Raw genomic sequence first — 24893 nt, forward strand, 5'->3', positions numbered from 1 at the left:
ACCGCCCCACCTGCCGCAACTCATCGCCGGGGCGGCCATGACGAAGCGATGAAGCACGTGAATTAGCACGTCAGAGTGCAGTACGGCCGATTTTTGCAACGTGTTCTATTATCGCTACCCATGAAGACCAAAGGTGCTCTGCTCTGGGAGCTCAACTCGCCGTTCCGGGTCGACGAGATCGACCTGGGCGACCCCGTCGCCGACGAGGTGCAGATCCGGATGCATGCGGCCGGTATGTGCCATTCCGACTACCACATCACCACCGGGGCGACCCCGATCGGCCTGCCCGCCCTCGGCGGTCACGAGGGCGCCGGCGTGATCACCAAGGTCGGCAAGAATGTCACCGGTCTGGCCGAGGGTGACCATGTGATCCTGGCGTTCATTCCGGCCTGCGGTCAGTGTCCACCGTGCCTGAAGGGGTACCGGTCGCTGTGTGACCGTGGCGCGGTGCTGCTCGGCGGCAAGGCCATCGCCGACGGCACCAGCCGCATCCATGCCGGCAGCCACGAGGTGTCACCGATGAACCTGCTCGGCACCTTCGCGCCCTACATGACCGTGCACAAGGACTCCGTCGTCAAGATCGACGATGACATCCCGTTCGAGACCGCCGCCATCATGGGCTGCGCGGTGCCCACCGGATTCGGGTCGGCGACCAACGTGGCCGAGGTGCAGCCCGGCGAGACCGTCATCATCGTCGGGGTCGGCGGCATCGGTATGAGCGCGCTGCAGGGCGCGGTGATCTCCGGCGCCAAGCAGGTCATCGCGATCGATCCCAATGAATGGAAGCGCGATCAGGCGATCAAGTTCGGCGCCACCCACGTCTACCCGTCGATGGCGGAGGCCATCGCACCGGTGATCGACGTGACGCACGGACTGATGGCCGACAAGGTGATCATCGCCGTCGGCGAGATGAAGGGCGAGTACATCGAGGAGGCGATGATCCTCACCGCCAAGACGGGCACCTGCGTGGTGACCGGCATGGGCTCGATGATGGACGCCGACGTCAAACTCAACCTCTTCCTGTTCACGATGTTGCAGAAGACGTTGAAGGGCAACATCTTCGGCGGCGGCAGTTCCCATGTGGAGACCCCGCGACTGGCTGCGCTGTACAAGTCTGGGCTGCTCAACATCGACGATATGATCACCCGCACCTACAAGCTGGAGGACATCAACACCGGCTATCAGGACATGCTGGACGGCAACAACATCCGCGGTGTCATCCGGTTCGACGAGTCCGACTGGTAGGTAACACATACACAGAACCGCCCACTCCCGCGCCGGGAGTGGGCGGTTCTGCCATGTCGGTCAGGCGGCGTTCTGGCCGCTGTCCCCGGAATCGTTGTCTGATCCGCCGCCCCCCGAACCGCTGTCGGTGTTCTTCGGGCCGGCGCTCGGGGCGTCGTTGGCCTCCGCAACAGCCTCCGCTTCGGCCTCGGCCTGCGCCTCGGCCGCGGCCTCCTTCTCGGCCTTGCGCTCGGCGGCGCGCTTCTGCGCCTTGGTCAACGGGGTGACCACATCATCCTCGATCACCTCGAGGATCGGCTGCTCGGCCACCGGTGTCACCGGCTGTACGACGGGTTGCTCGGCGGGCACCGCCGGCTGCTCGACGGGCTGCTCCGCGATCTCCGGCGTACCGGCGGTACGTGCGGGGTGATTGCGTTGCAGCGCAGTGGTTTCCGGCTGCGCATCGGCCGTCTCGACCGCGGCATCGTCGGCGGTCGACTCGGCAGCGGCAACCTGGTTGTCGGCCGCCGCGCCGGGCACGTCGAGCAGGCCGCCGAGCACCTGGTCGAAGTTGCCGTTGAGCAGATCACCGACGCCCGCCAACGCGTTCGGTGCGGTGTTGTTGTCGGTTGTCACCGCCTTCTGGAATCCACCGGCCAACTGGCGCAGCACATTCGGGAACACCTGGTTCCAGTCCACATTCGGCATGGTGCCGAACCGGACCGGGGTCGCTGCGGTGTCCAGCGTGCGCTCGTAGGCACCGGTGACCGGGTTGAAGAACGCATCGGAGTAGCCGAGATTGACCAGGCTGGTCAATGCCGGGGACAAGGCGTTGGCGAGCCCGTTGACCACATTGGCCACCGGCGCCAGGCCGACCAATCGCAGCACGTCACCAACCAGATAGAGCGGTTCCAGCATCGGCAGGGTGTTGGCCCGCACCGTCAGAAAGATGTTGGTGTTCGGCGAGTTCTGGTCTGCCAGGTCACCGACCAGACCCTCCAGCGCCTCGGTCAACTGGCCCGCGGCCGCACCCGCGTCGATCCCGCGCAGCATGTACGTCGGCAGCGCGCCGGCGGCCAGATTGTTCAGCAATGACATCGGGTTCGCCCACGCCGCGAAGTCCGACATCAGCTGATACTGGACGGTGGCGTCGACCTTGACCGGGACCAGGTTCGCGCCCCCCAGGGACAGGCCGGTGTCACCGATCGGCGTACCGCCGCTGCTGGTGATCGCGACATCGGGTGTGATGGCGTCGATTCCTAGCATCGCGAAGAAGTCGGCGAAGCGGGCCATGATGCCGCCGTTGGCGCGACCGGCGTTGTTGAGCAGGATCGCCGGCAGGATGGTCAGGCTGCCCAGCAAGGGATTGACACCGGTGTAGTCGACCCCGCCCGGCTGGGAGGACAGCTGCGCCAGCACGTCCCGGTATGCCGCGCCCGCAGAGAATGCGCCCATGCCGGTGCCGATGACGATCGGGATCCGGACCGAGGCGATCTCCTGATCCGGGATGGCGTCGATGGCCCCGTTGACGGCCTCGTTGAGGGCGTCACCGATGCTGCCGGTGCCGCTTTCCACCAGACCGTCCACCAGATCGGAGACATTGCCCTGTAATTGGCCGCTCAGGTCGTCGGCGAGATCGGCGATGAGCGGTTGCAGCGCACCGAAGAGCAGATTCCCGGCCGGGACGTTGACGCCCAGCACCCGGAAATTCAGGCCGCTCAGGGCACTGCGGATGCTGTTGGTCAGATCCGCCTCCACCGTGTCGGTCGCGTTGGCGACGATCTGCGCGACGACGTTGTTGAGCGCCGGCGTCAGAACGGTACCCAGGTCGGTGGCCAGCGAGCCGTCTGCCAACGCATCGGCCAGCGCCGCAGCGAGATTGGTCTTCAGCGTCGAGGTACCGAGATCGAGATACCCGGTGCTGTTGACCGAATCGGCGATCGCGGACTGGGTGCCCGGCACCCACCCCAGGTCGACCCCGGCGAGCAGTCGCGCCATGGTGAACAGCGGACCGGCGGTCGTCATGGTCAGCGCGCCGCTGTCGGCGAGGGTGCTCAGGTTCAGGCCCACCAGCTCCAGCAGATTCCCGAGCTGGAAGTTGCCCTGCGCGTCGGCCAGGTCGGCGGCGTTGAACAGCGTGGTCAACAGGTCCGGCAGCAGTGGGGTCAGTTCGGCGGTCAACTCGTCGGCGGTCGGCAGGATGTCGGTCAGGTTGTTCACGATGCTGCCGGCGACGGACCCGGCGACGCCGTTGGCGATGTTGGTCACCCCGGCCGAGCCGACGACATCGACCAGTCGGATGGTGACGGCAGGCAGGAAACTGACCGGCTTCACCGACACACTCACCGCCCGCAGCTGGGCGTCGACGGCCGCGGCGATCGCCGTCCGCAGCTGCGCCTCCAACGCCACCGCATTCTCGCCCGTCGTTGCGGACGCCAGGAAGTCGGTCAGCGCCGAGCTGATCGCCTCGGTGACGGCCGCGTTCAGATCCGAGCCGGGATCGTTGAGCCCGAGGGTGGTCAGCAGGGTGGCCACGTTGATGGTGCCGCCGTTGGCGTTGAGCAGGTCGGTGAGCAGGCTGTCGGGGACCTGGGCCAGCAGCGTGTCGAGGGTGACGCGGGGCTGGGCCCCGAAGGTGTTCACCAGCGCCGGCAGCACGGTGTTCACCACGTCCTGCAGCTGCTGGTACGGGGTGCTGGCCGCGGTCAGGCTGATATCGCGCTGCTCGATGAGCCGCTGTTCCTGCGCGAGCAGGGCGGGCGGGGTCGGTACCGCCGCCGCCATGGTGACCGCCGCCGCGGTGACCGTTGCCGTGGTCATGCCCAGCAACGATGTCCTGATCTTATGGCTACCTTTTGACCGCCGATGAGTTCCCACTGAGACCCCGCCCCTCGTTTGATGTCGTGACGATTCGCGGGTGACTGTACACGTGACCTGGGACACTTTTTTATCGATTGAAGTGCCATATCAAGATCTTTCAGGGAGATTTCGCGTGTCAGATCGGGCGCTACGCGATTTTGCTGAGATCCGTCTCAAGTTACCGGCCGGGCAAATTTGACTGTTACTGCCACTTAGCTGCGCTATCTTCGCCGAAATCTTCGGGGGCGACAAAAAACCCCCGCACCGGCGAGGTGCGGGGGCTCTTCGATGGTGTGTCGGACTACTTCGGTGGCATCCGGATTCCGCCGTCGACCCGGACAACTTCGGCGTTCATGTAGGAGTTCGTCAGCAGCTCGATCACCATCGAGGCCAGCTCCTCGGGCTTGCCGAGTCGGTGCGGGAAGAGCACCGACTCGCCCAGCTTGGCCTTGAAGGCCTCGGAGGCCTCGCCCTCGCCGTAGATCGGCGTGTCGATCAGACCGGGCGCGACGGTGTTGACGCGGATTCCCGATGCCGAGAGGTCGCGGGCCACCGGGAGGGTCAGACCGACGACGCCACCCTTGGACGACGAGTAGGCCGCCTGGCCGATCTGGCCGTCGAAGGCCGCGACGCTGGTGAGGTTGACGATGGCGCCGCGCTCACCGGTGTCGGTGAAATCGTTGCGGCTCATCGCCGTTGCGGCCAACCGGATGCAGTCGAAGGTGCCGACCAGGTTGATCGCGAGCACCTTCTTGTAGGCGTCGAGATTGTGCGCCGACTCGAACTGACCGTCCTTGCCGATGGTGCGTTGGGCCCAGCCGATACCTGCCGAGTTCACCAGGGCCCGCAGCGGCCCCAGGTCGACGGCGGTGTTGACCGCATCCAGGATCTGATCGGTGTTGGTGACGTCGACGGTCACGAAGACACCGCCGATCTCCTGCGCGAGTTCCTGCCCGCGTTCGGCGTTCAGGTCGGCGACGACGACCCTGGCACCCTTGGCGGCCAGCTGGCGGGCCGAGGCCGCACCGATGCCGGACGCGCCACCCGTGACGATTGCGCTAGCTCCATTGATATCCACGTCGACAGACTAAAGCCTCCCGACCGGTGGGTTGATGGCGACCGAACATCCCGTCGATCAGCGGTGCCGATCGACGGGATGTCTCGACCATCAGGTGCAGGGCACGCCGTGCGGGCCGCCGATCCACTGCCCCGGCGGTGACTGCCACGGGCACCACTTCTTGAGCTGGCCGGGTGCCACCGGATTGTTCGGCACGACGTTGTCGATGCGCGGAATCCAGGGCTGCCAGTGATCGTCGGCCTGAGCCAAACCTGCGCCGATACCCAGCGTCGTCGCGCCCAGAGAGCCGGCGACGGCCGCTGCGGCAAGCAATTTCTTCACAGACATCGTTGCCCCCTTTCGGTTCCCCGTCCCGATACCAGGTTACGCCCCCCTAGAAGAAGCCCCGGACCACACGGACCACCGCCCAGACGAACAGCGCGATGAAACAGAGGGTGAGAAAGCTGGCCAGCTCATGCCACGGGCTGGTCAGACCGGGGATGAGCACGGCCGCGGTGGGCAGGAACAGCCAGCCGAGCAGAAAGATACCCACCGGGACACGCTGGCTCGGCCGCGGCGGGATCTCCTCGTAATCGTCCTCGTCGAACTCGGGATAATCCGCGTAGTCTTCGTAGTCCCCCGGGCCCATGTCCTGAGGCTATCGAGAAGGTCCCTACGGTGCTCATCACCGCCCGGCCGCAGGTGACATGAACCCGTCCCGCACCCCGCTCAGTCAAGCCGCGCCAGCACGGTCGACAGCCACCTCTGCACCGACCGGGCCTGCGTCTCGGACATCCCGTCGAACACCACGGCGCGCACCAGTGCCGCGTGCGCAGGCGCCGCGTCGGCCAGCGCCGCCCGCCCGGCCGCCGTCAGGTTCACCACCGCGGCGCGGCGGTCGTCATCGGCATCGCGGCGCCCGACCAGGTTGCGCTCGCGCATCCGTGCCAGCTGGTGGGAGACCCGGCTCTGCTCCCAGCCGAGCCGGGCACCGAGATCGGAGACCCGGCACCCCGGTGACTCGTCGAGGGCCACCAGGACGTCGTAATCGGCCAGCGACAGCCCGCAGTCGCGTTGCAACTGGCGGTTCATCGCCGCCTGCAGCCGACCGGTCATCGCCAGATAGGTCCGCCAGAGCCGCTGCTGCTCGTCATCCAGCCACATGGAATACATGACACATCATCTAAGTTGTGCTGTCCATAGCCGCCACCTAGGCTGGCAAGTGAAATCGAGGAGCATCGATGACCCGCACCGCATCCGTGGACATCCGGCCCGCAGCCGACCGTGCGGCCACCAAGATCTCGTGGCTGGACTCCAAGCATTCGTTCTCGTTCGGGGGCCATTACGACCCGGCCAACACCCATTTCGGGCTGCTGCTGGTGAACAACGACGACCGGGTGGCTCCCGCCACCGGATTCGATACCCACCCGCACCGCGACATGGAGATCGTCACCTGGGTCATGCAGGGCTCGCTGGTGCACCAGGATTCGACCGGCAACTCCGGTGTCATCTATCCCGGTCTGGCGCAGCGGATGTCGGCCGGACGCGGCATCCTGCATTCGGAGAAGAACGATTCGTGGCGTCTGACGGGCAGTGAATCACACAGCGATCCGGTGCATTTCGTGCAGATGTGGGTGGTGCCCGACGAGTCCGGTCGCGATCCCGGTTATCAGCAACTCGAGATCGACGACGAGCTGCTGCGCGGCGGACTGGTCACCATCGCGTCCGGGATGCCCGAGCACCGCGACCGATCGGCCATCACGATCGGAAACAAGTACGCCGCCCTGCACGGTGCACGGTTGCAGGCCGGCGAGACGGTGCAGTTACCCCAGGCGCCCTACCTGCACCTGTTCGTGCCGCGCGGTGCCGTCACCCTCGAGGGTGCCGGCGAACTGTCCGAAGGTGATGCCGCGCGCCTGACCGCCACCGGCGGCCAACGCGTCACCGCCAGCGAACCATCCGAGATACTGCTCTGGGAGATGCATGCCGGTCTGGCAGGTTAGCCATCGAATCACCTGTGCCCTCCTAGGGGCCGCACTGGTCGCGGGGTGCTCCACCGACACCGGGCCCGCAGCCACGCAGGGCGGCTCTCCGGAGACCACGGCAGCCGGGGACCCTCCGGCGGCGCCACGTACCGCCGAACTTGCCGAGGTGACGGTATCGGTACCCGCCGGGATGGACACCGCGCCGTTCGACGAGCCCCGCCGCGCGTTGGTCCCGGCCGGGTGGACACTGTCGGTCTGGGCGCGTACGGACAAGCCGCGGCTGGCGGCCTGGGCACCCGACGGGGCCCTGTTGATCTCCGTTCCCAGTACCGGACAGGTGCTTTCGATGCGCGACGGGGCGTCCACCGTGCTGCTCGACGGACTCACCCAGCCGCACGGGATCACCTTCGCCGCCGACCGGCTGTACATCGCGGAGAGCAATCGGGTCCGCTCGTATGCCTATCGCGATGGTGCGGCCACCCAGCCGCGCATCGTCGCCGACAACCTGCCCGATGCCCGCAGCCCCGATCTGCGGGGCGCATACTCGCATGCACTCAAGAGTGTGGCGGTCGGGCCGGATGGTGCGGTGTACTTCTCCATCGGGTCCACCGGCAACATCTCCGAGGAGGATCGTGACGCGACGCCGCCACGCGCCACGATCATGCGGGTGCCCCCCGAAGGCGGCCCGGCGGAACCGTTCTCGACCGGGGTGCGCAACGGCACCGGGCTGGCCATCGCGCCCGACGGAGCCGTCTGGACAGCGGTGAACAACCGCGACAACATCGCCGATCCGGCCACCGGCCAGGTCGACCCCGCCTATGTCGACGACCATCCCCCGGAGTCGGTCGCCGAGCTGACCCCGGGCCGTGAACTCGGCTGGCCGTACTGCAATCCCGACGGCGGTCCGGCGAACCTGCCGCTGATCCGCGATGTCCAGACCAACCCGGACGGTGCGCAGATGGACTGTGCCGCGCTGCCGCCCATCGAGCAGAGCCTCGGCGCGCATTCCGCCCCGCTCGGGCTCAGTTTCACCGCCGGGCAGCTGCCCGGCCCATACGACAGTGGGGCGCTGGTCGGGGTGCACGGCTCGTGGAACCGGCAGAACCCGCAGGCGCCCGAGGTGTCCTATTTCGATTGGCGCAATGGCACCCTCGGCGATCAGCAGACGTTGGTCGGCGGGTTCCAGGCCGCGGACGGCACGCGGTGGGGCCGACCCGTCGCCGCAGTCGCCGGCCCCGATGGCTCGGTGTACATCACCGACGACTACGCCGACGCGGTCTACCGACTGACCCCGACTACCTGACCGCCGTATTGCGCCGGCCCGTGACGCTGACATAGATGGCGATCAGCACGATGGCCACCACGACGCCGACCAGGAACGGGATGATGGCGAAACCGCCGTTCGAGTTGGCGTAGCCGATCTGATAGGTCACCCAGCTGCCGACGAGCGAGCCGGCCGCACCGAGCAGGATCGTCATGAGGACACCGATGTTCTGTTTGCCCGGCATGACGAGCCGGGCCAGCGCGCCGATGATCAATCCGACGAACAGGGCGCTGAGAATGGTTCCGATCATTGTTGCTCCTTGGTCACGTACAGCAGTCGTTTGACTGGTGCCGGCGGATACCCGAAACGCCGAACCCCAACCGGACAACCCGATGCCCAACCGTGATGGCGCCGTGACGAAAGTTGACAGCGTTGCTGCTGTGATTGATGGTGATCGTCCGTTCGCCCCATCCGGAGGAATACCGTGCCGACCGTTGCCACCCGTCTCCGGCGTCTTGCCGCTGGTACCGCCGCCTTGGCGGTCACCGCGGCGGTGGCGACGTGTACCGGGGCACCCATCGCGGGCGCGGCCGACGGACGCAGTTTGCTGGCCGCGGCCATCGCCAACACCCAGGGCTCATACCTGGTGTACAACTTCGGCGGCGGTCACCCGGCGCCACTGCTGGACGCCGGCGGACGTTGGTACGAGGCGGGCAGCGGCGGGCGCGTGATGATCATCAAGGGCGCCTCGCAGCGGCTGGCCCCGCGGCTGTTGATCGACACCCACAACGGCTATCAGTCACGGTGCGAACGCACCCCGGGCGCGCGCACCGGTGAAGGACTGGTGCAGGCCGCCGAGGTGTACACACCGATCGCCGCGTGGCAGGCCCTCGGCCAACCCACCATCGCGGTGAACGCCAACTTCTTCGACATCCGTGGGCAGCAGGGCGGGTCGTGGAAGACCACCGGGTGCAGTTCCCCGCTGGGTGCCTACGTCGACAACACCCGCGGGCTGGGCAAGCTCAACGTTCCGCTCACCGGAACCATCGCCTACGCCGGCAAGCAGGGGCTGTCCGGCGGCAACGAGATCTGGACCCCGCTGGCCACCATGATCCTGCCCACCTCGGGCGTCCCGTTCATGGTGATGCCGCGCTCGGCCGACGACTTCGATGCCGCGACACCGGTGATCACCGATCTGATGAGCAAGGGCACCCGGTTCGTGGCCGTCGCGGGCCTGGGCCTGCTGGCCCCCGGGGACCTCGGACAGATGAACGACCCCGGCCCGTCGGCGGCGCGCACGGCACTCGGTTACGTGCGTGACCGCGACGAGTTCTACGTGTTCCAGGGCGGTAGCTACACCCCCGACCAGATCCAGGATCTGTTCCGCGGGTTGGGTTCTGACACCGCCATCCTGCTCGACGGCGGCGGCTCGTCGGCCATCGTGCTGCGGCGCGACACCGGTGGCATGTGGGCGGGCGCCGGCGTGCCCAAGGGCTCGTGCGACACCTATCAGGTGCTGTGCGATTCCAAGGAACGCGCGCTGCCGAGCTGGCTCGCGTTCAACTAGGCGGCATCCCGGTCGGCACCCGAGGTGCCCGACTTGGCCGTGTCCGGCTTGGCCGTGTCCGACTTGGCCGTATCCGTCTTCGAAGTGTCGGTCGTGTCGGCCTTGGCTGCACGCTGCGGCCGCTGCGCGGTGATCGGCCGCTTGTAACCGCCGAAGGGCTGGGTCTTGGCCACCGGCCGTTTGGCGATCGGGCTGACCGGCTCCTCCTCGGCGATCTCTTCTTCGGCGATCTCTTCTTCGGTCACCTCCTCGGTCACCTCCTCACCGGTGGCGGCCGCATCCTCGTCCGGCGCAGCATGTTTGGGCTCGGCGCCGGTGTCGGCGGGGACGGGCGCGTCCGGGTCCGCGGCGTGCTTACCCGTCGAGATGTCCCCGGCCGGATCCACCGACAACGTCACCAGCTTCGGCTCGGATTCCGGCAGCTCGCCCGCGGCGGCCGCCAGCGTGCGCTGGGCGTTGGGCGCCTGCCGCGGAGCCAGCCCGGACAGCAGATTGTCGATTCCCTGCTGCAGTCCAGCGAGATTGAGTCCGTTGGTGAGCGTCTGGACGAGCTTGCCGAGGTTCTCCAGCACGTTGGGCGGCGATGCCGTCGGGTTGCCGCTGAAGAACTCCTTCTGGAATCCGTTGACCAGCGAGGTGAACACGTCGTTCATGGCCTGCCCCCAGTTGATCTTGGGGAAGGACATGAACGGGGTGGCTTCGCCCGCCTCGTCGAGCGTTCGGGTCCAGGTGCCGTCCTCGTTGCGCACCACATCGGTGTAGCCGAGGTTGACCAGGCTGGTCAGCGCCGGCGACAGCGCGTTCGCCAGCCGGTAGGCCACCGTGCCCAGCGTCCCGAAGCTCACCATGTCGAGCACATCCCCGGCCAGATACAGCGGTTCCAGCAGCGGCAGCGTGCTGGTCGCCAGGGTGAGGTAGATGTTGATGTTCAGCGGGTTCCCGAGGTCGAGCACATCGGAGACGGTCTCGCCCACCTCACCGAGTATCTGGTCGAGCGCGCTGTCCAGCTCGACACCGCGCAGGATGTAGGACGCCCCGATGGTGCCGGCCAGCAGATTGTTGAACAGCGACACCGGATTCGGCCAGGCCGCCAGATCGGAGAAGGGCTGATACTGGACGGTGGCGTCGACCTTGATGGGCACCAGATTGGCCGCACCGAGCTCGATTCCGGTGCCCAGCACCGGGATTCCGGTCCCCTCGTTGGTGGCCGCGACATCCGGCGTGATGATGTCGATACCCAGCAGGTCGAACAACGGATAGAACCGCGCGAGCATGCCGCCGTTGGCACGCCCGACGTTGTTGGCCAGGATCATCGGCAGCAGTGTCAGGCTGCCCAGCGGGCCACCACCGTTGGCCCCGAGGCGCGGCTGGTTGACCAGATCGTCGAGCGCCTGCTGATAGGCCGATCCGGCCGCCATGGCGCCGAAGCCGTACCCGATGACGATCGGGATCCGGACATCGATGAGGCTCAGATCCGGCAGGTTGATATCGGCCACCAGATCCAGCACGCCCTCGACCAGCGGGCCGAGCAGCGGAATCTGATCGACGGCATCGCCGGCCAGCCCGAGCACGGCGTCCAGCAGGGTCTCCACGCCGACCTTCAGGTACGGGGTCGTGTTGATGGCATCGGCCACGGCGTTGGCGGTGCCGGGTGTCCAGCCCAGGTCCAGGCCGGCCAGCGCCTTCAACAGGGTGAACGGCTCACCGGGGGTGATGATGTTGACGCCCGGGATGTCCAGCCCCGCCAGGTTCAGTGGGTCGGACAGGTCGAGTCCGAGCAGCCCGAGCACCGCGGACAGCGTGATGTTGCCCTGCGCGTCGGTGATGTTCAGCAGATCGAGGATGTCGATCAGCAGCGGGGTGATCAGACCGCCGAGCACCGGGGTCAGTACCGGGCCCAGTCCGATCGGGATGGCGCCCAGAATGTCGTCGAGAAAGGCCGTCGGAATCTGACTCAACAGATCCTCGATGTTGAGGCCGAATCCACCGCCGATGTTGATCCCGGCGATGGCGCGCTCGTAGGCGGCGATGAATTCCTGCAGGTAGTCGTAGGCGGCCTTGCCGGTACCCCCGCTGACATTCGGCAGGCTGCCCGGCGGTCCGAACGGGCTGACCCCGGCGGTCAGGTCGACCGGCTGCTCCACCACCCGCAGGTAGTGCTCCTCCGGTCGCGGAATCGGTGTCGGCGCTGCCGCACCGACCGTCATCGCCGTTGCGGTCGCGGTCGCCGCGGTGACCATCGCGACCCGTTTCGTGCGCTGCACTGCCCGATGCCTGCCGCCCATGTACGTCGTGCCTCCCCCGCTGAGTCCTGGCAGGAACTTAGCACCGGCTAACGGCGGGGCCAATGCTTTTGCCGCCGGGCCGAAGTCAGGGTTGGCGCATCACGCTGCGCAACAAGCGGTCTCGGATGGTTGCCGGCATCCGCGTCAGCAAAGCCAGCTGTAGCTTGGGACCGGCACCGACGACGTACCGTGCCCGTGGACGTTTCGCCGTCAGCGCGGTCAGCACCACGTCGGCGACCTTCTGCGGGGCGACCGCGATGCGCTGCGAGACCGGCACCGACTTGCGCATACCGGAGATGTGCCGGGCGTAGAGCGCACGGTCCTCGGCCGACAGTGCGGACTCCACCTCGTCGACCATCTCGCCGGCGGTGCGCCACATATCGGTGTCGGTTTGCGCGGGCTCGACCAGGACGACCGCAATCCGCCACGGCCGCAACTCCATTCGCAGGGCATCCGCGGCGGCTTCGAGCGCGAACTTGGACGCGGCATACGCCCCGATCAGCGGGGTGGACAGGCGTCCGTTGACACTGGAGATGAACAGCACCCGACCCTGGCTGCTGCGCAGTCTAGGCAGCACCGCGCGGGTCACGGCCAACTGGCCGATCACGTTGACGTCCAACTGTTTACGCCACTGCTCGGCTGACACCGTCTCCATCGGCCCGGCGACCACGATGCCGGCGTTGTTCACCACCGCGTCGAGGTGCGACGGCAGCGTGTCGGCCAGGGCGGCGATGTGCCCGGCGTCGGTGACGTCGAGGGTCACCACCGAGATGCGGTCCGGGTGGGTGGCGGTCAACATGGCGCCGTCGACGGGGTTGCGCACACCGGCGATGACATCCCAGCCGGCGACGGCGAGGTGCTCAGCAATGGTCCGGCCGATTCCTCGACCGGCTCCGGTGACGAGAACTGTGGGCATGGCGCTCAGACTAACCGGGCGGCACCACGGTCGGTCCGAGGGCGAAGATGAGACCGGCCACCGCCACCACCGCGGCGGCCAGTCCGATCACCGGCGCCACCACGTAGAGCGTCATGGTGGCCCCCAGCACCGCGCCGGCGCACATCGTCAACACCACGCCGTAGCGCAGTTTCTCGCGCTGCCCGGTGCCGCCGGCCAGCCTGCTGTCGAAACCGATCCCGACGATGGTCTGGGTCAACACCGTGGTGGACAGCTCGGCGATCCCGAACTGTCGGGCGGCGGCGTTCTGGATGCCGAAGGTGACCGCCAACCCGGCGATCAACACCAGTTTCGAATCGTCGTGATAGCGCAGGATCCCCGCCCCGGCGAGCAGCGCCAGGGTGACCAGGGCGAGCACTTCGATGCTCAACGCCACCGTCATCCACCGCCGCACCGACGGACCGAGATGACGCACCAGGCGCCCACCCACCACGGTGCCGCCGAGGAAGCTGACGAACGCGACCACCGCGGCCAGCAGGTCGACGCCGGAGTGCGGGACGAACCAGAACCCGAGGAAGATGACGTTGCCGGTCATGTTGGCGACGAACACGTGCCCGAGCACCAGCACGCTGACCGCGTCCACCAGTCCGGTGGCGAAGGTGAGCAGCAGCAGCACCGCGACCGTGCGACGGTGCGAGACAGGCGATTGCATGGCCCGCGGTTACAGCCTCGGCGTCAGGTCCAGCGAGGTGATGGCATTCATCTGGGTGATGAGCCAGTCGGTGCCGCGCTTCTCCATGGTCAGCCGGTAGGACAGATAGCGCAGCGACGGGATGTTCTTGGTGACGGGGCTGGTGGCCACCGAGTTGGTGTAGACGATCGCCGAGGCGTTGTCGGCATCCACCGATTCCACCGCGGTACCGAGCACCTGGGTGTTGTTGGACACCTGTGCCTGTTTGTTCGGCGCGGCGATCGCGTCGATGTACTTGCGGTACTCGACCTGGAAATCGCCGGCGAGATACTTCGCCGCCCGGTCCGGCAGCGATTCCATGTCCTCGGGTGTGTAGGTCCACAACGTGCTGATGGCGTCGGCTGCGGTGCCGGCGATGTCGAGCTTGACCTGCACCTGCGCCCGGTCGTTGAGGTAGGGCGCCGCGGTGGCACCGGCAAACGCCGCGGCACCGACGAACGCCGCGGCACCGATCGTCGCGAGCACCTTCACCCGCCGGCCGGGTGGCCGGTGCGGTACCAGCACCGGTGCCGGGTCGTCGGCGGCGTCCGGTGTCTGCGCCGGGTCGGCGGATTCGCCGGAGGTGTCGGTGACGTCCGCGCGCTCACCGGTGGCGGGCGCGTCGGTGGTGTCGGACCCGGTGGTCAGATCACCTGAATCAGTCGGCTGATCTTCCACTGCTGTCCTTCCTTGATGGCCGTTGCCAGCCAACGGCTTCCGGTCTCGATGGTCTGCTTGCCGTCCGGGGTGGTGCTGGTGCTCTTGGTGGCGACGAGCACGTCGGCGCTGCCGTTCTCGTTCCACCGTTGCACGCCCGCCTCGACGACGGTGCCGGTGGTGGGCTCCAGCCGCGCCACCTGCAGCACGATCTCGTTCTGCTTCTCGGTGAACACCTGGAGGAACTCCCCGGTCCCCTGGGCCCGCATCCGGTCCGCATAGTCGTTGGCGTTGAACGGATCCAGTGTCGTGTACGCGGTCATGAAGGCCCGCACATAGCCCAGCGCGTCGGCATCGCGGATCTCGGTCTGCCGGTCCGACTCGTGCACCACCGTGAAATAGGAGGCGAAGCCCAGCGCGACGGTGACCAGCACCGCCGAGATCGCCGCCACCAGCGGCAGACCCCAGCGCACCGGCGGGTCGACCGGCGCCACGAAGTATTCGGGCCGGTCCGGTTCGATGATGCGGCGCGGACTCATCCGCCACCCCCGGGGGCCTGGGGCCGGGTCAACACGGACAGGTTCTGCACCTGCCACTGCTCTCCGGGCTTGACGAAGTCGACGCGCACCGTGGCGGTGATGAACCGCATGGTGTTCGGGTCGCTGCCGCGCTGGCCCTGCATGGCCAGCAGCATGGAGGCCGTGGTGGTGGTCGGTGCGGGCGACTCCAGCACCGCACTGTTGACCGACCAGTACTCGTTGGACACCAGCGGAGACCTGCGCAGGGCGTCCTGCTGAGCGACCAGTTGCGGGCGGTAGCTGTCCGAGGCCAGCGACCGGGCGCGCTCGAAATCCTGGTCGGCGGTGTCGGGGGTGTAGCTGAGGATCTGCTCGACGATGCCCGCCCCCTGGGCCGCGATCTGGCTGCGCGCGTCGTCGAGGGCGCGGTCGGCCCGGTACACCAGCGCATAACCGGCCACCGTCGCGCCGGCGCACACCACGGCCACTGCAGCCAGGACGATGGCCGCCGGCCGCCGCACATCCCGTCCCGGTTCGCCGACGGGACGAACCTCGGTGCGCAGCAACAGATCTGCGAAGGTACGTCCGCGGCGGTCCAGCAGCGGCCACAGCCAGCCCAGCAGCGCGGGCGCGGTGTCGAGCAGGTGCGCCACATCGCGCAGGATCAGCCGGCCGGTGTCGGCGGGGTCGCCGGAGCGGACCACCACCCGGATTCCGGTGACCGCGCGGCCCAGCGACCACCCGGTGCGCACCGGCAGCACCCAGCGGTTGCCCATCAGGAGCAGACCGGCCAGGCCGGCGGCCACGGTGTAGACCCACCACAGCACGCCCAGCAGCGGTGCCGTCCAGGCCAGCATCGCCAGGGTCGTGATCAGCGCGAGCCCGAACAGCACATCGATGGCGAACGCGCCGGCGCGCGCACCCCAGGACGCCGGCGTCACCTCCGGTTGCGGGTCCGACTCGACGGCGTCTTCGAGAACCGCTGTCACGTGGTGACCTGCACGAGGTTGGCAATCTTGTAGGTACCGTCGGCACGCTGCATGGTCACCCGCAGTCGGTAGCCCTGCTCCTGATCGGCGGTCTCACTGTTGGTCACCTTGGTGCGCACGGCGACCAGCACGTCCACCGACCCGTCGTCGTGGTGCCGTTCGACGGCCGCGCGCAGGTCGGAGACCTCGACCTGGACGTTGGCGGCCTGGTAGGCCTCGACCATGATCGAGCTATAAAAGACGGCCTGCGCGCCGAAGTCGCCGGTCGAGCAGTCCACGATCCTGGCCTGCGCCGCGCCCATCGACGCGGTGTCGGGCGCCTGCGTGGCGATGACGCAGTCCTTGGCGGCCTGCAGTGCCACCGCATCGTCGCGGGCGATCTGATCGCTGCGAGCGTTCCACTGCAGCAGCAGGTAACCCACCGCACCCATCCCGGCGGCCAGGGCGATCAGCACGACCGCGATGGCGGCGACCCAGCCACCACCGAGCCGGCCGTGGGACGGCTGCGCGGTATCGGGTTCGGCGAGTGACTCCTGGGGTGCCGCGTCGACCGGGTCCGCGGGCCGCTCAGCGGTATCGGCGTCCTTGTCCTTGGAGTCCTCGGAGTCCTTCACATCCTTGGAGGCCGCGGACCCGGTGGCCTCGATCTCGTCGTCGGTGGGGTTCAGCCGGCCGGTGCCAGCATCTCCTTCCATCCGTCATCTCCTGGATTGCTCGAGTTGTTGACGGAGTACTTGACGCCGTCGGGTCCGACCACCTCACCGCTGGACGGGCTGTACACCGCACCCGGACCTGATGCCGGAGTGTAGATGCACGGATTGGGTTGCTGTCCACTGCAGGTGACCGAGCCCTGGCCAGGCGGGGTGAGCGGATCACTGGTCGGCAGCGTCGTCTGCGGCGGAGGCAACTGACTGGCCGGCAGCGGGTTGGTCCCGTTGTTGATCGACGGTGCCGGTATCACCTGTCCCGGGTTCACCGGGCGGGTGCAGCGGGCGCCCGCGGCCGGGCAGTCGACGATCTGGTTCGGGTCGCCGTACCACGGGTTGGTCCCCAGCGGCACGTACGGCTCTTCGCTGCGGCATTCCCGCGGGGTCGCCGCGCGCTTGCCCGGCACGTCGACACATGGGTAGTTGCGCGCACCGCGCACCGCGTTCGGCGCATCCTTGGGGATCTTGCAGTACAGGCCGGACGGCAACGGCTCGGTCTTGGTGTCCGCCGGCGACCGCCACTGCGAGGCCGGCAGGAAGCCGGTCAGGCACGGCGGCGGCGAGTTGATGCCGAGGCCAAGGTGTAGCAACGCTTGCGGAGCGAATATCGTCGCGGCCTGGCTAATCGAGGCCGCCTGCGGCAGCACCACCAACACCTGCTCGACGTTCTTGTTGTAGCGCTTGAGCATGTCGATGACGATCTCGAGGTTGGCCAGGGTCTGGGGTAGCGACTCACGCACGTCGCCGAATACCGCGTTGAGCTGATCGGCCGTCGGGGCCGCCTGCTGCAGACCGCTGCGCAACGCCGCATCCTTCTCGGCGGTCTGCGAGGCGATCGTGTTCAGGTTCGCCGACCAGCGGGCGATGGCATCCCCGGAGTTCACCTGCGAGTCGATGATGGGGCCCGAGTTCTCGACGATGTCGGTCACCGACGGCAGGTTCTCCCGGAAGTCGCCGGCCAGGTTCTGGGTGGCGTCGACGAGGCGCTGCAATGACGGGCCCAGCCCGCCGACGGCCTTGGCCGTCTCGTCGAGCAGGACGCCGATCTTCTCCTCGGGCAGTGCCGCCAGACCCCGCTGCGCGGCGTCCAGCGCCGGACCGACCTCGGCCGGCACGGTGCCCTTGGTGATGGTGTCGCCGTTGTTGAAGTACTGCGACACGTTGTCCGGCGACACCAGGTCCAGGAACTGCTCACCGACCGCCGACACCGAGTGCACGTCGGCGCTCGCATCGACCGGCACCTTGGTGTCGTCGTCGATGTCCATCGTGACGCGCGCACCGGTCTCGGTCGGCTCGACCTCGATCACCTTGCCGACGGTGGTACCGCGGAAGGTGACGTTGGCCGTCTTGTACAACCCCGCCGAGTTCGGCAGTTCGGCGTAGAGCCGGTACATGCCGATCCCGGCGTAGGTCGGCAGCCGCAGGTAGCCCAGCGACAGCACCACCAGCGCCACCACCGTCAGCGCGACGAAGATGAGCAACTGTGTCTTGATCATTCGGGTCAGCAGCATGACTCACTCCGACCTTTCGATCAGCGGGCCGTTGGGCGCACTGTTCGGATTCGGCGTGAACCGCACGTCCGGGATCATCGTCGCCGGATCGCGGCCCCAGGCCTGTTCCAGTGCCCGCAGCATGCCCGAGATACCGGTTCCCGACAGGAATCCGTTGTCGATGGCGCTCAGCGTTAGGTCGATAGTAAGAGAGACGTTGATGTAGTCACCGCGGATCGCCTTCGACACATTCTCGATGTTGAACGGCGCCGTCAGCAGTAGCTTGAGCGCACCCACCAGGTACGGCGAGGCCTTGGCCAGCTCGCGCAGCGGGCGCTGCAGGTTCTTCAGGTTGGTGTTCAGGTTGGCGTTGGTGTTGCTCAACGTCTCGTCCGCGACATCGCTGAGCCGGCCCAGCGAGGTCACCGCATCCGCGAACAGGTCGCGGGTCTCCGCGAAATGCTGAATCAGCGGCGGGAACTCGGTGAGCACCCGGTCCAGCGTGTCGTTGCGCTGGCTGACGATCGAGAGCAGCCGGTTGGTCGAGTCGATGGCGCGGGTGATGTCGTCGCGCTGCTGGTTCAACTCGAAGGTGAAGGTGTCCAACCGGTTCAGCAATTCCCGGATCTCGTCGGAACGCCCGGTGAGGATGGCGTTCACCTCGTTCTGGATCGTCTCGATGTTCGGGATGCCGCCACCGGTGAGGATGCCGGAGATACTGGCCAGCGTCCGCTCGATGGTCGGGTACGCCGACGAATTCTGCAGCGGGATGGTGTCCCCGTTGCGTAGCGGCTCCGAGGACGGATCCTCCGGCTCGTCGAGTTCGACGTGCTGGGAACCGAGCAGCGAGGTCTGGCCGATGCGGGCGAGCGCATTCTTGGGCAGTTCCACCCCCGGTTCGAGGTCGACCGTCAACAACGGCACCCAGTTCTTCAGCTCGATCTTGCGCACCCGCCCTACGAACACGTCGGCCACCCGCACCCGGCTGTTGGCGTTGAGCGCCAACGTCTCCGGCATCTGGATGTAGATCGTGGTGCTGCCGTTCTGGGTGCCCGGCCCGCCGGGCAGCGGCACGTTGGCGATGCCTCGCCACTGTCCGCACCCGGTGAGCATCAGCCCGGCGGCGGCCAGGGCCACCGTGCGGGTCGCGATCTTCTTCAGGTTCATCGTGCACCTGCCTCGGCGGGCAGCGGCGGCCCGGGCGGGGCCGGCGCCGCGGGAGCGGCCGGTGCGCCGACGGGCACCGCGGGCGGCGGATCCCCGGGGATGACACCCGGTGCGGGCACCGGGGGCGGGCCGGGCTGCGGGTACCACGGCGGCGGCAGCGGATTGTTCTGGTCGTACGCGTTCGGCGGCCCGGGCAGGTTGCCACCGGGGGGCACCCCGAAGGCCGGCGGCGCGGCCGGCGGCACGATATCGGGCCCACCGAGCAACGCGGCCAAGGAATCCGGGGTCAGCATGTTCGCGGTGAACGGCTGCACCTCGACGCCCTGCATACCCGGCGCCACGATCCAGCCCGGCTCGTGGTTGCCGTGTGAGAACAGGGTGTCGCGGGAGAAGATGCCCGGCACGGTGGTGTCCTTGTATCCCGGTGGCGGACGCAGGCGCGGTTCGGAGTACGCGATCTGTTTGGGCAGGGTCATCGCGCCGGCGGCCAGGTTGGCGCCGAACGGGAGGAAGTTGAACTTCATCGCGTCCATCACCGGCGCGAGGTACTGGGCGCAGAGCTCGGCGGACTCCTGGTACCCGAGCCGGCTGCCGGCCTGGATGGAGCTGCAGATGAAGTTCAGCGGATTGGAGAAGTTGGTGACACCGGGCAGCACCGGCAGGCTGACGATGCCGCCCTGGTTGGGCGAGACAATATTGACGACGTTGGCCGCCAGGTTCGGGAAGGCGTGCAGCGCCGTCTCCAGCCCGTCGCGCGGCTCGGGCTGCAGGATCGCCGTCGTCACGTCGGAGAGGTTGTTGATGTTGTTGGTGAGCGGCGTGCCGTTCTCGTCGAGGAACTGCCGGGTGGTGGCCAGCACCTCGTTCAGATCGTCCAGCGCGGTGGCGACCTCGCGGTCGGTGTTGGTGAACGAGTTGGTGAACTGCGCCAGGTCATTGTTCAGCGCCACGAACTGCTGATCACTGCGGTGCAGCGCGTTGACGAACACGGCCAGGCTCTTGACGATCCCGACGAAGTCGCCGCGGCCCTCGTTCAGCGCGGTCAGCGCGTCCGAAAGTCCTTGCAGTGTCTTGTTGAACTGCTCGCCCTTGCCCTCGAAACCGTCGGCGAACGATTCGACGATATCGCCGAACGGGCCCTTGGGCTGCTCGGGGGTGGGGCCCAGATCGGACAGCAGCCTGCTGATCTGGTCGCGCAGTTGGTCGTATTCGACGGGGACCTGGGTGCGGTCCTCGTCGATGACCGCTCCGTCCTTCATCTCCGGACCGCCGGTGTAGGGCGGGGAGATCTGGATGACGCGGGAGGCCACCAGCGACGGGTTGAGGATCGAGGCGCTGGCGTTCTCGGGGACCTTGTACTTGCTGTCCCAGTGCAGCACCACCTTCATCCGGTCGCCCTGCGGTTCGATCGAGTCGATTGCACCGACCTTGACGCCCATGATGAGCACCTTGTCGCCCGGGTAGAGCGCCAGGGTCTGCGGGAAGTACGCGGTCACCGTGGTGGTGGTCAGCTTCTTGTACACGTTCCAGCCGACCGCGGCCGCACCGACGGCGACCACCAGCACGATGGCCGTGAGGATCACCGTCGCCTTGGAGAAGTGCGGCAGCTTGATGTTGCGGACGTTGAAGATCGTCGACATCTGTTCAGCCCTACCCTTCCTGCGAATTGGGCGGGAGGAACGGCGGATTGCCGGGCAGCGGCGGTGTTCCGACCGGCGGCAGCTGCTGGCCCGGCCCCGGCGGCGGGGGCGGTCCGGGCAGCGGCGGCGGCAGCGGCGCGCGACTCGGGATGGGTCCCGGCGGTGCCGGGACCCCGGGCGGACCGACCGGCACGGTGCGCGCCCCCGGCGGACCGGGCACCAGCGGCACCGGGGTGCCCGGCACGTTCGGCGGCAACTGACCGGGGATGGCGGCACTCGGGATGCCCGGTGTCGGGCCGAGCCCGTGCACATTCGGGTCGGAGGTCTGCACGCCGACGGGTCCCTGGTAGTTCGGTCCGTACGGGTTGTCGCCGAACGGGCCGACCGTCAGGTCCGCACATGGCAGCGGATCGTTGGGCCGCGGCAGACCGTCGGCCGGCGGGGTGTAGGAGCACGGCGAACCCTTGGGCACCGCAGGACCCGGGAACTCGGGGGTGCCTTCCAACACCCGCGGCGCCGGCGGGGGTGCCCCGTTCTCGAAGCGCTCCCCATTGGGATCGGGGAACTGGAACGCCGGCAGGCCGGCGTTGCGCCAGAACTGTTCGGGATCGATGCCGCGCTTCTTGAACGCGGCGTCGACGAAGGGCTGCAACAACGTCGGCGGCAACAGGTTGGCCACCATCACTTTGAAATAGGGTCCTGACGCGAACGCATCCGCCAGCGAGGTGATGAATTTCCCTGCGATGGACAGGGTGTCGGCCAGGTCTTGCTTGCGCTCGTTGAGCGTGTCGCTGATGGTGTTCAGCTGGGTCAGCACCTTGTTGAGGTTAGGATTGTCCTCGATCAGGCCGGAGACCTGCGTCGAGACATTCGAGATCCGCTCCAGCAGCATGTTCACCGCGTAGCTGCGCTCGTTGACCGCGGCCAGCAGGGTCTGGGCGTTGACCAGCAGCGCGTTGACCTGGCCGCTGCGGTCGCCGAGCACGGTGGCGATCTTGTTGGCGTTGGCGAGCAACTGCTTGAGCTGCTCGTCGCGCTGACCGAGGGTGTCGGAGAACCGCTGCACACCTTCCAGTGCCGCGCTGACATGCGGGTAGGTCTGATCGACGGTCTCGGACAGCACGTTCAGCGACTGCTTGACCGCCTGGGTGTCCCAGCCGGCCGTCCCCTGCGTCACGTCCAGGAATGCGTCGTAGATCTGGTACGGCGTCTGGGTCTGCTCCACCGGCAGAAACTCGCGCGGTTTGAGCAGCTCGTTGCCGCGCGGTTCGACCTCGATGTTCTTGCGGCCCAACACCGTATCGGTGCGGATGGCCGCGCGGCTCTCGGTGCCGATCTGCATACCGCCCAGGGTGTAGCCGATCTCGACCTTGTCGCCCTTGATCTCCATGCTCTGCACGGTGCCGACGTCGACACCGGCGATGCGCACCTTGTCGCCCACGTTCAGGCCACCGGTGTCGTTGAACTGGGCGTAGTACTCGGGCACCGCGAACAGCATCGGCACGCTGGTGATCGAGGATCCCACCCCGATGACGAGCGCCACCGTCACCACACCCATCACACCCTTGCGGATGCGGTCATTGCCCTGGATGGTTCTCATTGCGGTGTGCACCTCCCGGTCGGCTGGGATGTGAGCCGCACGTTACGGACCGGTCCGCCCGGCTGCAGGCCGTTGAGCTGGAGCGAGAGATCGCAGGCGTAGAAGTTGAAGAAGTCGCCGTAGATGCCACCGGAACGGCCCAGAATCTTCAGCGAGGCAGGGATCTTCTGCACGATGTCGTTCACCTGGTCGAGCTGATCGATCAGCGGTTGCTGGATGGTCTCCAGGTAGCCGAAGGTGTCTCGCAGCAGCGGCCGGTTGTCGGCCAGCAGATCCGACAGCGATCCGGCGGCGTTGCTGATATCGGCCACCGACTCGCCGATCGGGTCGGCGCGGTTCTTCAGGCCGGTGATGAGTGTCTCGAAATTCACCAGCGTCTCGTCGAACTGCTTCTGGTGCTTGACGGTGGTGTCCAGCACGGTGTTCAGGTTGGTGATGACCTCGCCGATCGCCTGATCACGGTCTGCCAGAGCCGATGTCAACTCGGCGGTCTGGTCGAGGATGTCGTTGATGGTGCCACCTTGGCCCTGGAAGATCGTGATGATCGAGGTCGCGATGTTGTTGACCTTGTCCGCGTCCAGCGATTTGAACAGCGGACGGAAACCGCCGACGAGGGCGTCGAGGTCCAGCGCCGGTTCGGTGCGTTCCAATGGGATGGTGGCACCCGCCGGCAGCACGGTGTTGCTGTCCCCGCGGCGCAGCTCGACGTAGCGGTTGCCGATCAGATCGAGATAGCGGATGGCAGCGGTGCTCTCGGAGAACAGCTGCAGGTTGCGTTCGACCTCGAAGTCGACGCGCACCCGCTCGCCGCCGTCGATCAGCGTGACGCCCTCCACCTTGCCGACCTCGACGCCGTAGGCGCGCACGAACTGTCCGGTGCGCAGACCGCTGGCGTTCTCGAAGATCGCCGAATAGCCGGTGGTCCGGTCGAAGCGCAGCTGGGCGAACACCACGAAGATCAGCGCGGTGAAGGTCAGCAGCACCGCGGAGATGGCCCCCAGTTTGAAGAGCGTGCCCTTGATACTCATGATGCGTTACTCATGGGTTGATCGTGTTCTCCCCCACCTGGCGTCCCCAGACGTATTCCTGCATGATCGGCTGCCCGAGTTCGAAGTGGTTGTACGGCGCAATGCTGGCGCCGGTGTCCATCACCAGATACGGCATCGGCCAGAGGTCGCGGGTGATCGGCTGCCAGCAACCCGGGCGCCCGCCCGGCCCGCCGGTGGCGTTGACGCGCGGTAGGTTGTCCGGGAACACGTACGGGTTGCCCGCGCCCAAAATAGAACTGCGGGCGAGAAGCGAGTACCCGTTACCACCCAGCGCACCGGCAAGTTTAGGTGCCACACCATGAAAATTACGAATCGTACAGACCAATTGCGGACTGTAATAGTCCAGCAGCTTCGAGGTGGGCAGCAGATCCTGCGCGCCGCGCACCAGATACGGGCCGCCGCGCTCGAAGATGTCGGCGCCGGTGTTGCCGAACCCGACGGCGGCCATCAGCGCCTGGTCGATGTTGCCCTGCTCGGCGTTCAGCGTCTGCGCGGTGGTCACCGCGTTGGCCAACCCGTCGAACAGGTCCGGCGCCGCCTCGGAGTAGACCTCGCCCAGATCGGCCAGGCCGGTGATGTCGCGGCGGATCTGCGGCATGCGCGGATTCAGTTCCCCGAGAATGTCGTTGCCGTCGACCAGGGACTGGCCGAACTTGTCGCCGAGCCCGTCGAGGGCCTGGGCGGCCGCGGTCAGGGTCTGGTTCAGCTTCACCGGGTCGATCTGCTCGGAGATCTTCATGATCGTCTCGAACAGGGTGTTGAACTCGGTGGTGGTGCCGCTGGCCTGGATCGTGGCGCCGCTGCTGAGGCGTTCCGAGGACGGATTCTCCGGAGACAGGAACGAGATGTACTTGTTGCCGAACACCGTGGTGGCCCGCAGTTCGGCCTGCACGTTGGACGGGATGAGCGACAGGTACTTCGGGTCGACGTCGAGGGTCAGCTTGGCCTGCGGCACATCGCCGACGGTGACGACACCGGCCTCGGCGAGCCGCCCGATCGGCACGCCGTTGAAGGTGACCTTCGAGCCCGGGTCCATCGCCAGGCCGGCGCGTTCGGCCATCACGGTGAGCTGTACGCGCTTCTCGAAGTAGCCGCGGAACTGCAGCCAGGTCAGCGTCAGGATGAGCGCGCTGATGAGCAGCAGTACCAACCCGGCCACCTTGTAGGGCGGTGTCTTCGGCTTGACCACGGGGGCGGAGGGCTGAGTCAT

The 24893-nt window shown here is 67.3% G+C and carries 23 protein-coding genes; 4 read left to right on the plus strand and 19 right to left on the minus strand.

Annotated features, from left to right (window positions below; all coding sequences use genetic code 11):
• The first annotated feature begins 120 nt into the window (after nucleotides 1-120).
• Nucleotides 121-1245, plus strand: a complete 1125-nt coding sequence (locus BST17_RS21810) for an NDMA-dependent alcohol dehydrogenase (protein ID WP_083060988.1) — start codon at nucleotides 121-123, stop codon at nucleotides 1243-1245.
• Between the two features lie 60 nt (nucleotides 1246-1305).
• Here the strand turns inward: BST17_RS21810 and BST17_RS21815 are convergent, their stop codons facing one another.
• The 5 genes from BST17_RS21815 to BST17_RS21835 form a co-directional block, all read right to left on the minus strand.
• Nucleotides 1306-4044: an alpha/beta hydrolase family protein gene (locus BST17_RS21815; RefSeq protein WP_083060989.1), complete on the minus strand. Its 2739-nt coding sequence runs from the start codon at nucleotides 4042-4044 to the stop codon at nucleotides 1306-1308.
• Nucleotides 4045-4384: 340 nt separating this feature from the next.
• Nucleotides 4385-5161, minus strand: coding sequence for an SDR family NAD(P)-dependent oxidoreductase (locus tag BST17_RS21820; RefSeq protein ID WP_083060990.1), 777 nt, complete (start codon nucleotides 5159-5161; stop codon nucleotides 4385-4387).
• Between the two features lie 90 nt (nucleotides 5162-5251).
• Nucleotides 5252-5488 (minus strand): hypothetical protein, encoded by a 237-nt coding sequence (locus tag BST17_RS21825; protein WP_083060991.1) that lies wholly within the window; start codon nucleotides 5486-5488, stop codon nucleotides 5252-5254.
• A gap of 46 nt (nucleotides 5489-5534) precedes the next feature.
• The gene (locus tag BST17_RS21830; protein ID WP_083060992.1) at nucleotides 5535-5789 is read right to left on the minus strand and encodes a hypothetical protein; all 255 of its coding nucleotides are present in this window, start codon (nucleotides 5787-5789) and stop codon (nucleotides 5535-5537) included.
• Between the two features lie 80 nt (nucleotides 5790-5869).
• Nucleotides 5870-6313, minus strand: coding sequence for a MarR family winged helix-turn-helix transcriptional regulator (locus tag BST17_RS21835; RefSeq protein WP_165762323.1), 444 nt, complete (start codon nucleotides 6311-6313; stop codon nucleotides 5870-5872).
• A gap of 68 nt (nucleotides 6314-6381) precedes the next feature.
• Here BST17_RS21835 and BST17_RS21840 point away from each other — a divergent pair, with 68 nt between their 5' ends.
• Nucleotides 6382-7143 carry a pirin family protein gene (locus BST17_RS21840; RefSeq protein ID WP_083060993.1) on the plus strand — a complete coding sequence of 254 codons (762 nt, stop codon included), beginning with the start codon at nucleotides 6382-6384 and terminating at the stop codon, nucleotides 7141-7143.
• Entirely contained in the window at nucleotides 7124-8428 is a 1305-nt protein-coding gene (locus BST17_RS21845; protein ID WP_083060994.1) for a PQQ-dependent sugar dehydrogenase, read from the plus strand. The genes BST17_RS21840 and BST17_RS21845 overlap by 20 nt, the downstream gene beginning before the upstream one ends.
• Here the strand turns inward: BST17_RS21845 and BST17_RS21850 are convergent.
• Nucleotides 8421-8699, minus strand: coding sequence for a GlsB/YeaQ/YmgE family stress response membrane protein (locus tag BST17_RS21850; RefSeq protein WP_083060995.1), 279 nt, complete (start codon nucleotides 8697-8699; stop codon nucleotides 8421-8423). The genes BST17_RS21845 and BST17_RS21850 overlap by 8 nt on opposite strands.
• A 174-nt stretch (nucleotides 8700-8873) precedes the next feature.
• On the opposite strand from BST17_RS21850, the gene BST17_RS21855 reads away from it, so the two are divergent.
• The gene (locus tag BST17_RS21855; RefSeq protein ID WP_083060996.1) at nucleotides 8874-9956 is read left to right on the plus strand and encodes a phosphodiester glycosidase family protein; all 1083 of its coding nucleotides are present in this window, start codon (nucleotides 8874-8876) and stop codon (nucleotides 9954-9956) included.
• Here BST17_RS21855 and BST17_RS21860 read toward each other — a convergent pair.
• The 13 genes from BST17_RS21860 to BST17_RS21920 form a co-directional block, all read right to left on the minus strand.
• Nucleotides 9953-12220: an NADH-quinone oxidoreductase subunit E gene (locus BST17_RS21860; RefSeq protein ID WP_083060997.1), complete on the minus strand. Its 2268-nt coding sequence runs from the start codon at nucleotides 12218-12220 to the stop codon at nucleotides 9953-9955. The two genes, BST17_RS21855 and BST17_RS21860, sit on opposite strands and share 4 nt — an antisense overlap.
• 106 nt (nucleotides 12221-12326) lie before the next feature.
• The gene (locus BST17_RS21865; protein WP_083060998.1) at nucleotides 12327-13157 is read right to left on the minus strand and encodes an SDR family NAD(P)-dependent oxidoreductase; all 831 of its coding nucleotides are present in this window, start codon (nucleotides 13155-13157) and stop codon (nucleotides 12327-12329) included.
• Nucleotides 13158-13167: 10 nt separating this feature from the next.
• Complete coding sequence (locus BST17_RS21870; protein WP_083060999.1) at nucleotides 13168-13848, minus strand: YoaK family protein; 681 nt, start codon at nucleotides 13846-13848, stop codon at nucleotides 13168-13170.
• A 9-nt stretch (nucleotides 13849-13857) separates the two neighbouring features.
• Nucleotides 13858-14544: a mammalian cell entry protein gene (locus BST17_RS21875; RefSeq protein ID WP_083061000.1), complete on the minus strand. Its 687-nt coding sequence runs from the start codon at nucleotides 14542-14544 to the stop codon at nucleotides 13858-13860.
• Nucleotides 14511-15062 (minus strand): Rv1363c family protein, encoded by a 552-nt coding sequence (locus tag BST17_RS21880; protein WP_083061001.1) that lies wholly within the window; start codon nucleotides 15060-15062, stop codon nucleotides 14511-14513. The genes BST17_RS21875 and BST17_RS21880 overlap by 34 nt, the downstream gene beginning before the upstream one ends.
• Nucleotides 15059-16030 carry an RDD family protein gene (locus BST17_RS21885; RefSeq protein ID WP_083061002.1) on the minus strand — a complete coding sequence of 324 codons (972 nt, stop codon included), beginning with the start codon at nucleotides 16028-16030 and terminating at the stop codon, nucleotides 15059-15061. The genes BST17_RS21880 and BST17_RS21885 overlap by 4 nt, the downstream gene beginning before the upstream one ends.
• The gene (locus tag BST17_RS21890; protein ID WP_083061003.1) at nucleotides 16027-16725 is read right to left on the minus strand and encodes an Rv1363c family protein; all 699 of its coding nucleotides are present in this window, start codon (nucleotides 16723-16725) and stop codon (nucleotides 16027-16029) included. Before BST17_RS21890 ends, BST17_RS21885 begins: the two co-directional genes overlap by 4 nt.
• The gene (locus tag BST17_RS21895; protein WP_083061039.1) at nucleotides 16695-18245 is read right to left on the minus strand and encodes an MCE family protein; all 1551 of its coding nucleotides are present in this window, start codon (nucleotides 18243-18245) and stop codon (nucleotides 16695-16697) included. Before BST17_RS21895 ends, BST17_RS21890 begins: the two co-directional genes overlap by 31 nt.
• A 6-nt stretch (nucleotides 18246-18251) precedes the next feature.
• Nucleotides 18252-19394, minus strand: a complete 1143-nt coding sequence (locus BST17_RS21900; RefSeq protein ID WP_083061004.1) for a virulence factor Mce family protein — start codon at nucleotides 19392-19394, stop codon at nucleotides 18252-18254.
• Entirely contained in the window at nucleotides 19391-21034 is a 1644-nt protein-coding gene (locus tag BST17_RS21905; protein ID WP_083061005.1) for a virulence factor Mce family protein, read from the minus strand. Before BST17_RS21905 ends, BST17_RS21900 begins: the two co-directional genes overlap by 4 nt.
• Nucleotides 21035-21044: 10 nt before the next feature.
• A complete protein-coding gene (locus BST17_RS21910; RefSeq protein ID WP_083061006.1) occupies nucleotides 21045-22634 on the minus strand; it encodes a virulence factor Mce family protein in 1590 nt (529 codons plus the stop codon).
• Nucleotides 22631-23662 (minus strand): MCE family protein, encoded by a 1032-nt coding sequence (locus tag BST17_RS21915; RefSeq protein WP_083061007.1) that lies wholly within the window; start codon nucleotides 23660-23662, stop codon nucleotides 22631-22633. Before BST17_RS21915 ends, BST17_RS21910 begins: the two co-directional genes overlap by 4 nt.
• A 10-nt stretch (nucleotides 23663-23672) precedes the next feature.
• Complete coding sequence (locus tag BST17_RS21920) at nucleotides 23673-24893, minus strand: MCE family protein (protein ID WP_083061008.1); 1221 nt, start codon at nucleotides 24891-24893, stop codon at nucleotides 23673-23675.

The organism is Mycolicibacterium bacteremicum (genome assembly GCF_002086115.1).
Lineage (GTDB): Bacteria > Actinomycetota > Actinomycetes > Mycobacteriales > Mycobacteriaceae > Mycobacterium > Mycobacterium bacteremicum.

What these genes read in the sequence shown, in the direction of transcription:
- BST17_RS21835 (WP_165762323.1), bottom strand. Translation starts at nt 6,313, where the DNA reads ATGTATTCCATGTGGCTGGATGACGAGCAGCAGCGGCTCTGGCGGACC.
- BST17_RS21870 (WP_083060999.1), bottom strand. Translation starts at nt 13,848, where the DNA reads ATGCAATCGCCTGTCTCGCACCGTCGCACGGTCGCGGTGCTGCTGCTG.
- BST17_RS21915 (WP_083061007.1), bottom strand. Translation starts at nt 23,662, where the DNA reads ATGAGTATCAAGGGCACGCTCTTCAAACTGGGGGCCATCTCCGCGGTG.
- BST17_RS21810 (WP_083060988.1), top strand. Translation starts at nt 121, where the DNA reads ATGAAGACCAAAGGTGCTCTGCTCTGGGAGCTCAACTCGCCGTTCCGG.
- BST17_RS21830 (WP_083060992.1), bottom strand. Translation starts at nt 5,789, where the DNA reads ATGGGCCCGGGGGACTACGAAGACTACGCGGATTATCCCGAGTTCGAC.
- BST17_RS21920 (WP_083061008.1), bottom strand. Translation starts at nt 24,893, where the DNA reads ATGACTCAGCCCTCCGCCCCCGTGGTCAAGCCGAAGACACCGCCCTAC.
- BST17_RS21890 (WP_083061003.1), bottom strand. Translation starts at nt 16,725, where the DNA reads ATGGAAGGAGATGCTGGCACCGGCCGGCTGAACCCCACCGACGACGAG.
- BST17_RS21880 (WP_083061001.1), bottom strand. Translation starts at nt 15,062, where the DNA reads ATGAGTCCGCGCCGCATCATCGAACCGGACCGGCCCGAATACTTCGTG.
- BST17_RS21850 (WP_083060995.1), bottom strand. Translation starts at nt 8,699, where the DNA reads ATGATCGGAACCATTCTCAGCGCCCTGTTCGTCGGATTGATCATCGGC.
- BST17_RS21910 (WP_083061006.1), bottom strand. Translation starts at nt 22,634, where the DNA reads ATGAGAACCATCCAGGGCAATGACCGCATCCGCAAGGGTGTGATGGGT.
- BST17_RS21815 (WP_083060989.1), bottom strand. Translation starts at nt 4,044, where the DNA reads ATGACCACGGCAACGGTCACCGCGGCGGCGGTCACCATGGCGGCGGCG.
- BST17_RS21900 (WP_083061004.1), bottom strand. Translation starts at nt 19,394, where the DNA reads ATGAACCTGAAGAAGATCGCGACCCGCACGGTGGCCCTGGCCGCCGCC.
- BST17_RS21865 (WP_083060998.1), bottom strand. Translation starts at nt 13,157, where the DNA reads ATGCCCACAGTTCTCGTCACCGGAGCCGGTCGAGGAATCGGCCGGACC.
- BST17_RS21840 (WP_083060993.1), top strand. Translation starts at nt 6,382, where the DNA reads ATGACCCGCACCGCATCCGTGGACATCCGGCCCGCAGCCGACCGTGCG.
- BST17_RS21905 (WP_083061005.1), bottom strand. Translation starts at nt 21,034, where the DNA reads ATGTCGACGATCTTCAACGTCCGCAACATCAAGCTGCCGCACTTCTCC.
- BST17_RS21825 (WP_083060991.1), bottom strand. Translation starts at nt 5,488, where the DNA reads ATGTCTGTGAAGAAATTGCTTGCCGCAGCGGCCGTCGCCGGCTCTCTG.
- BST17_RS21845 (WP_083060994.1), top strand. Translation starts at nt 7,124, where the DNA reads ATGCCGGTCTGGCAGGTTAGCCATCGAATCACCTGTGCCCTCCTAGGG.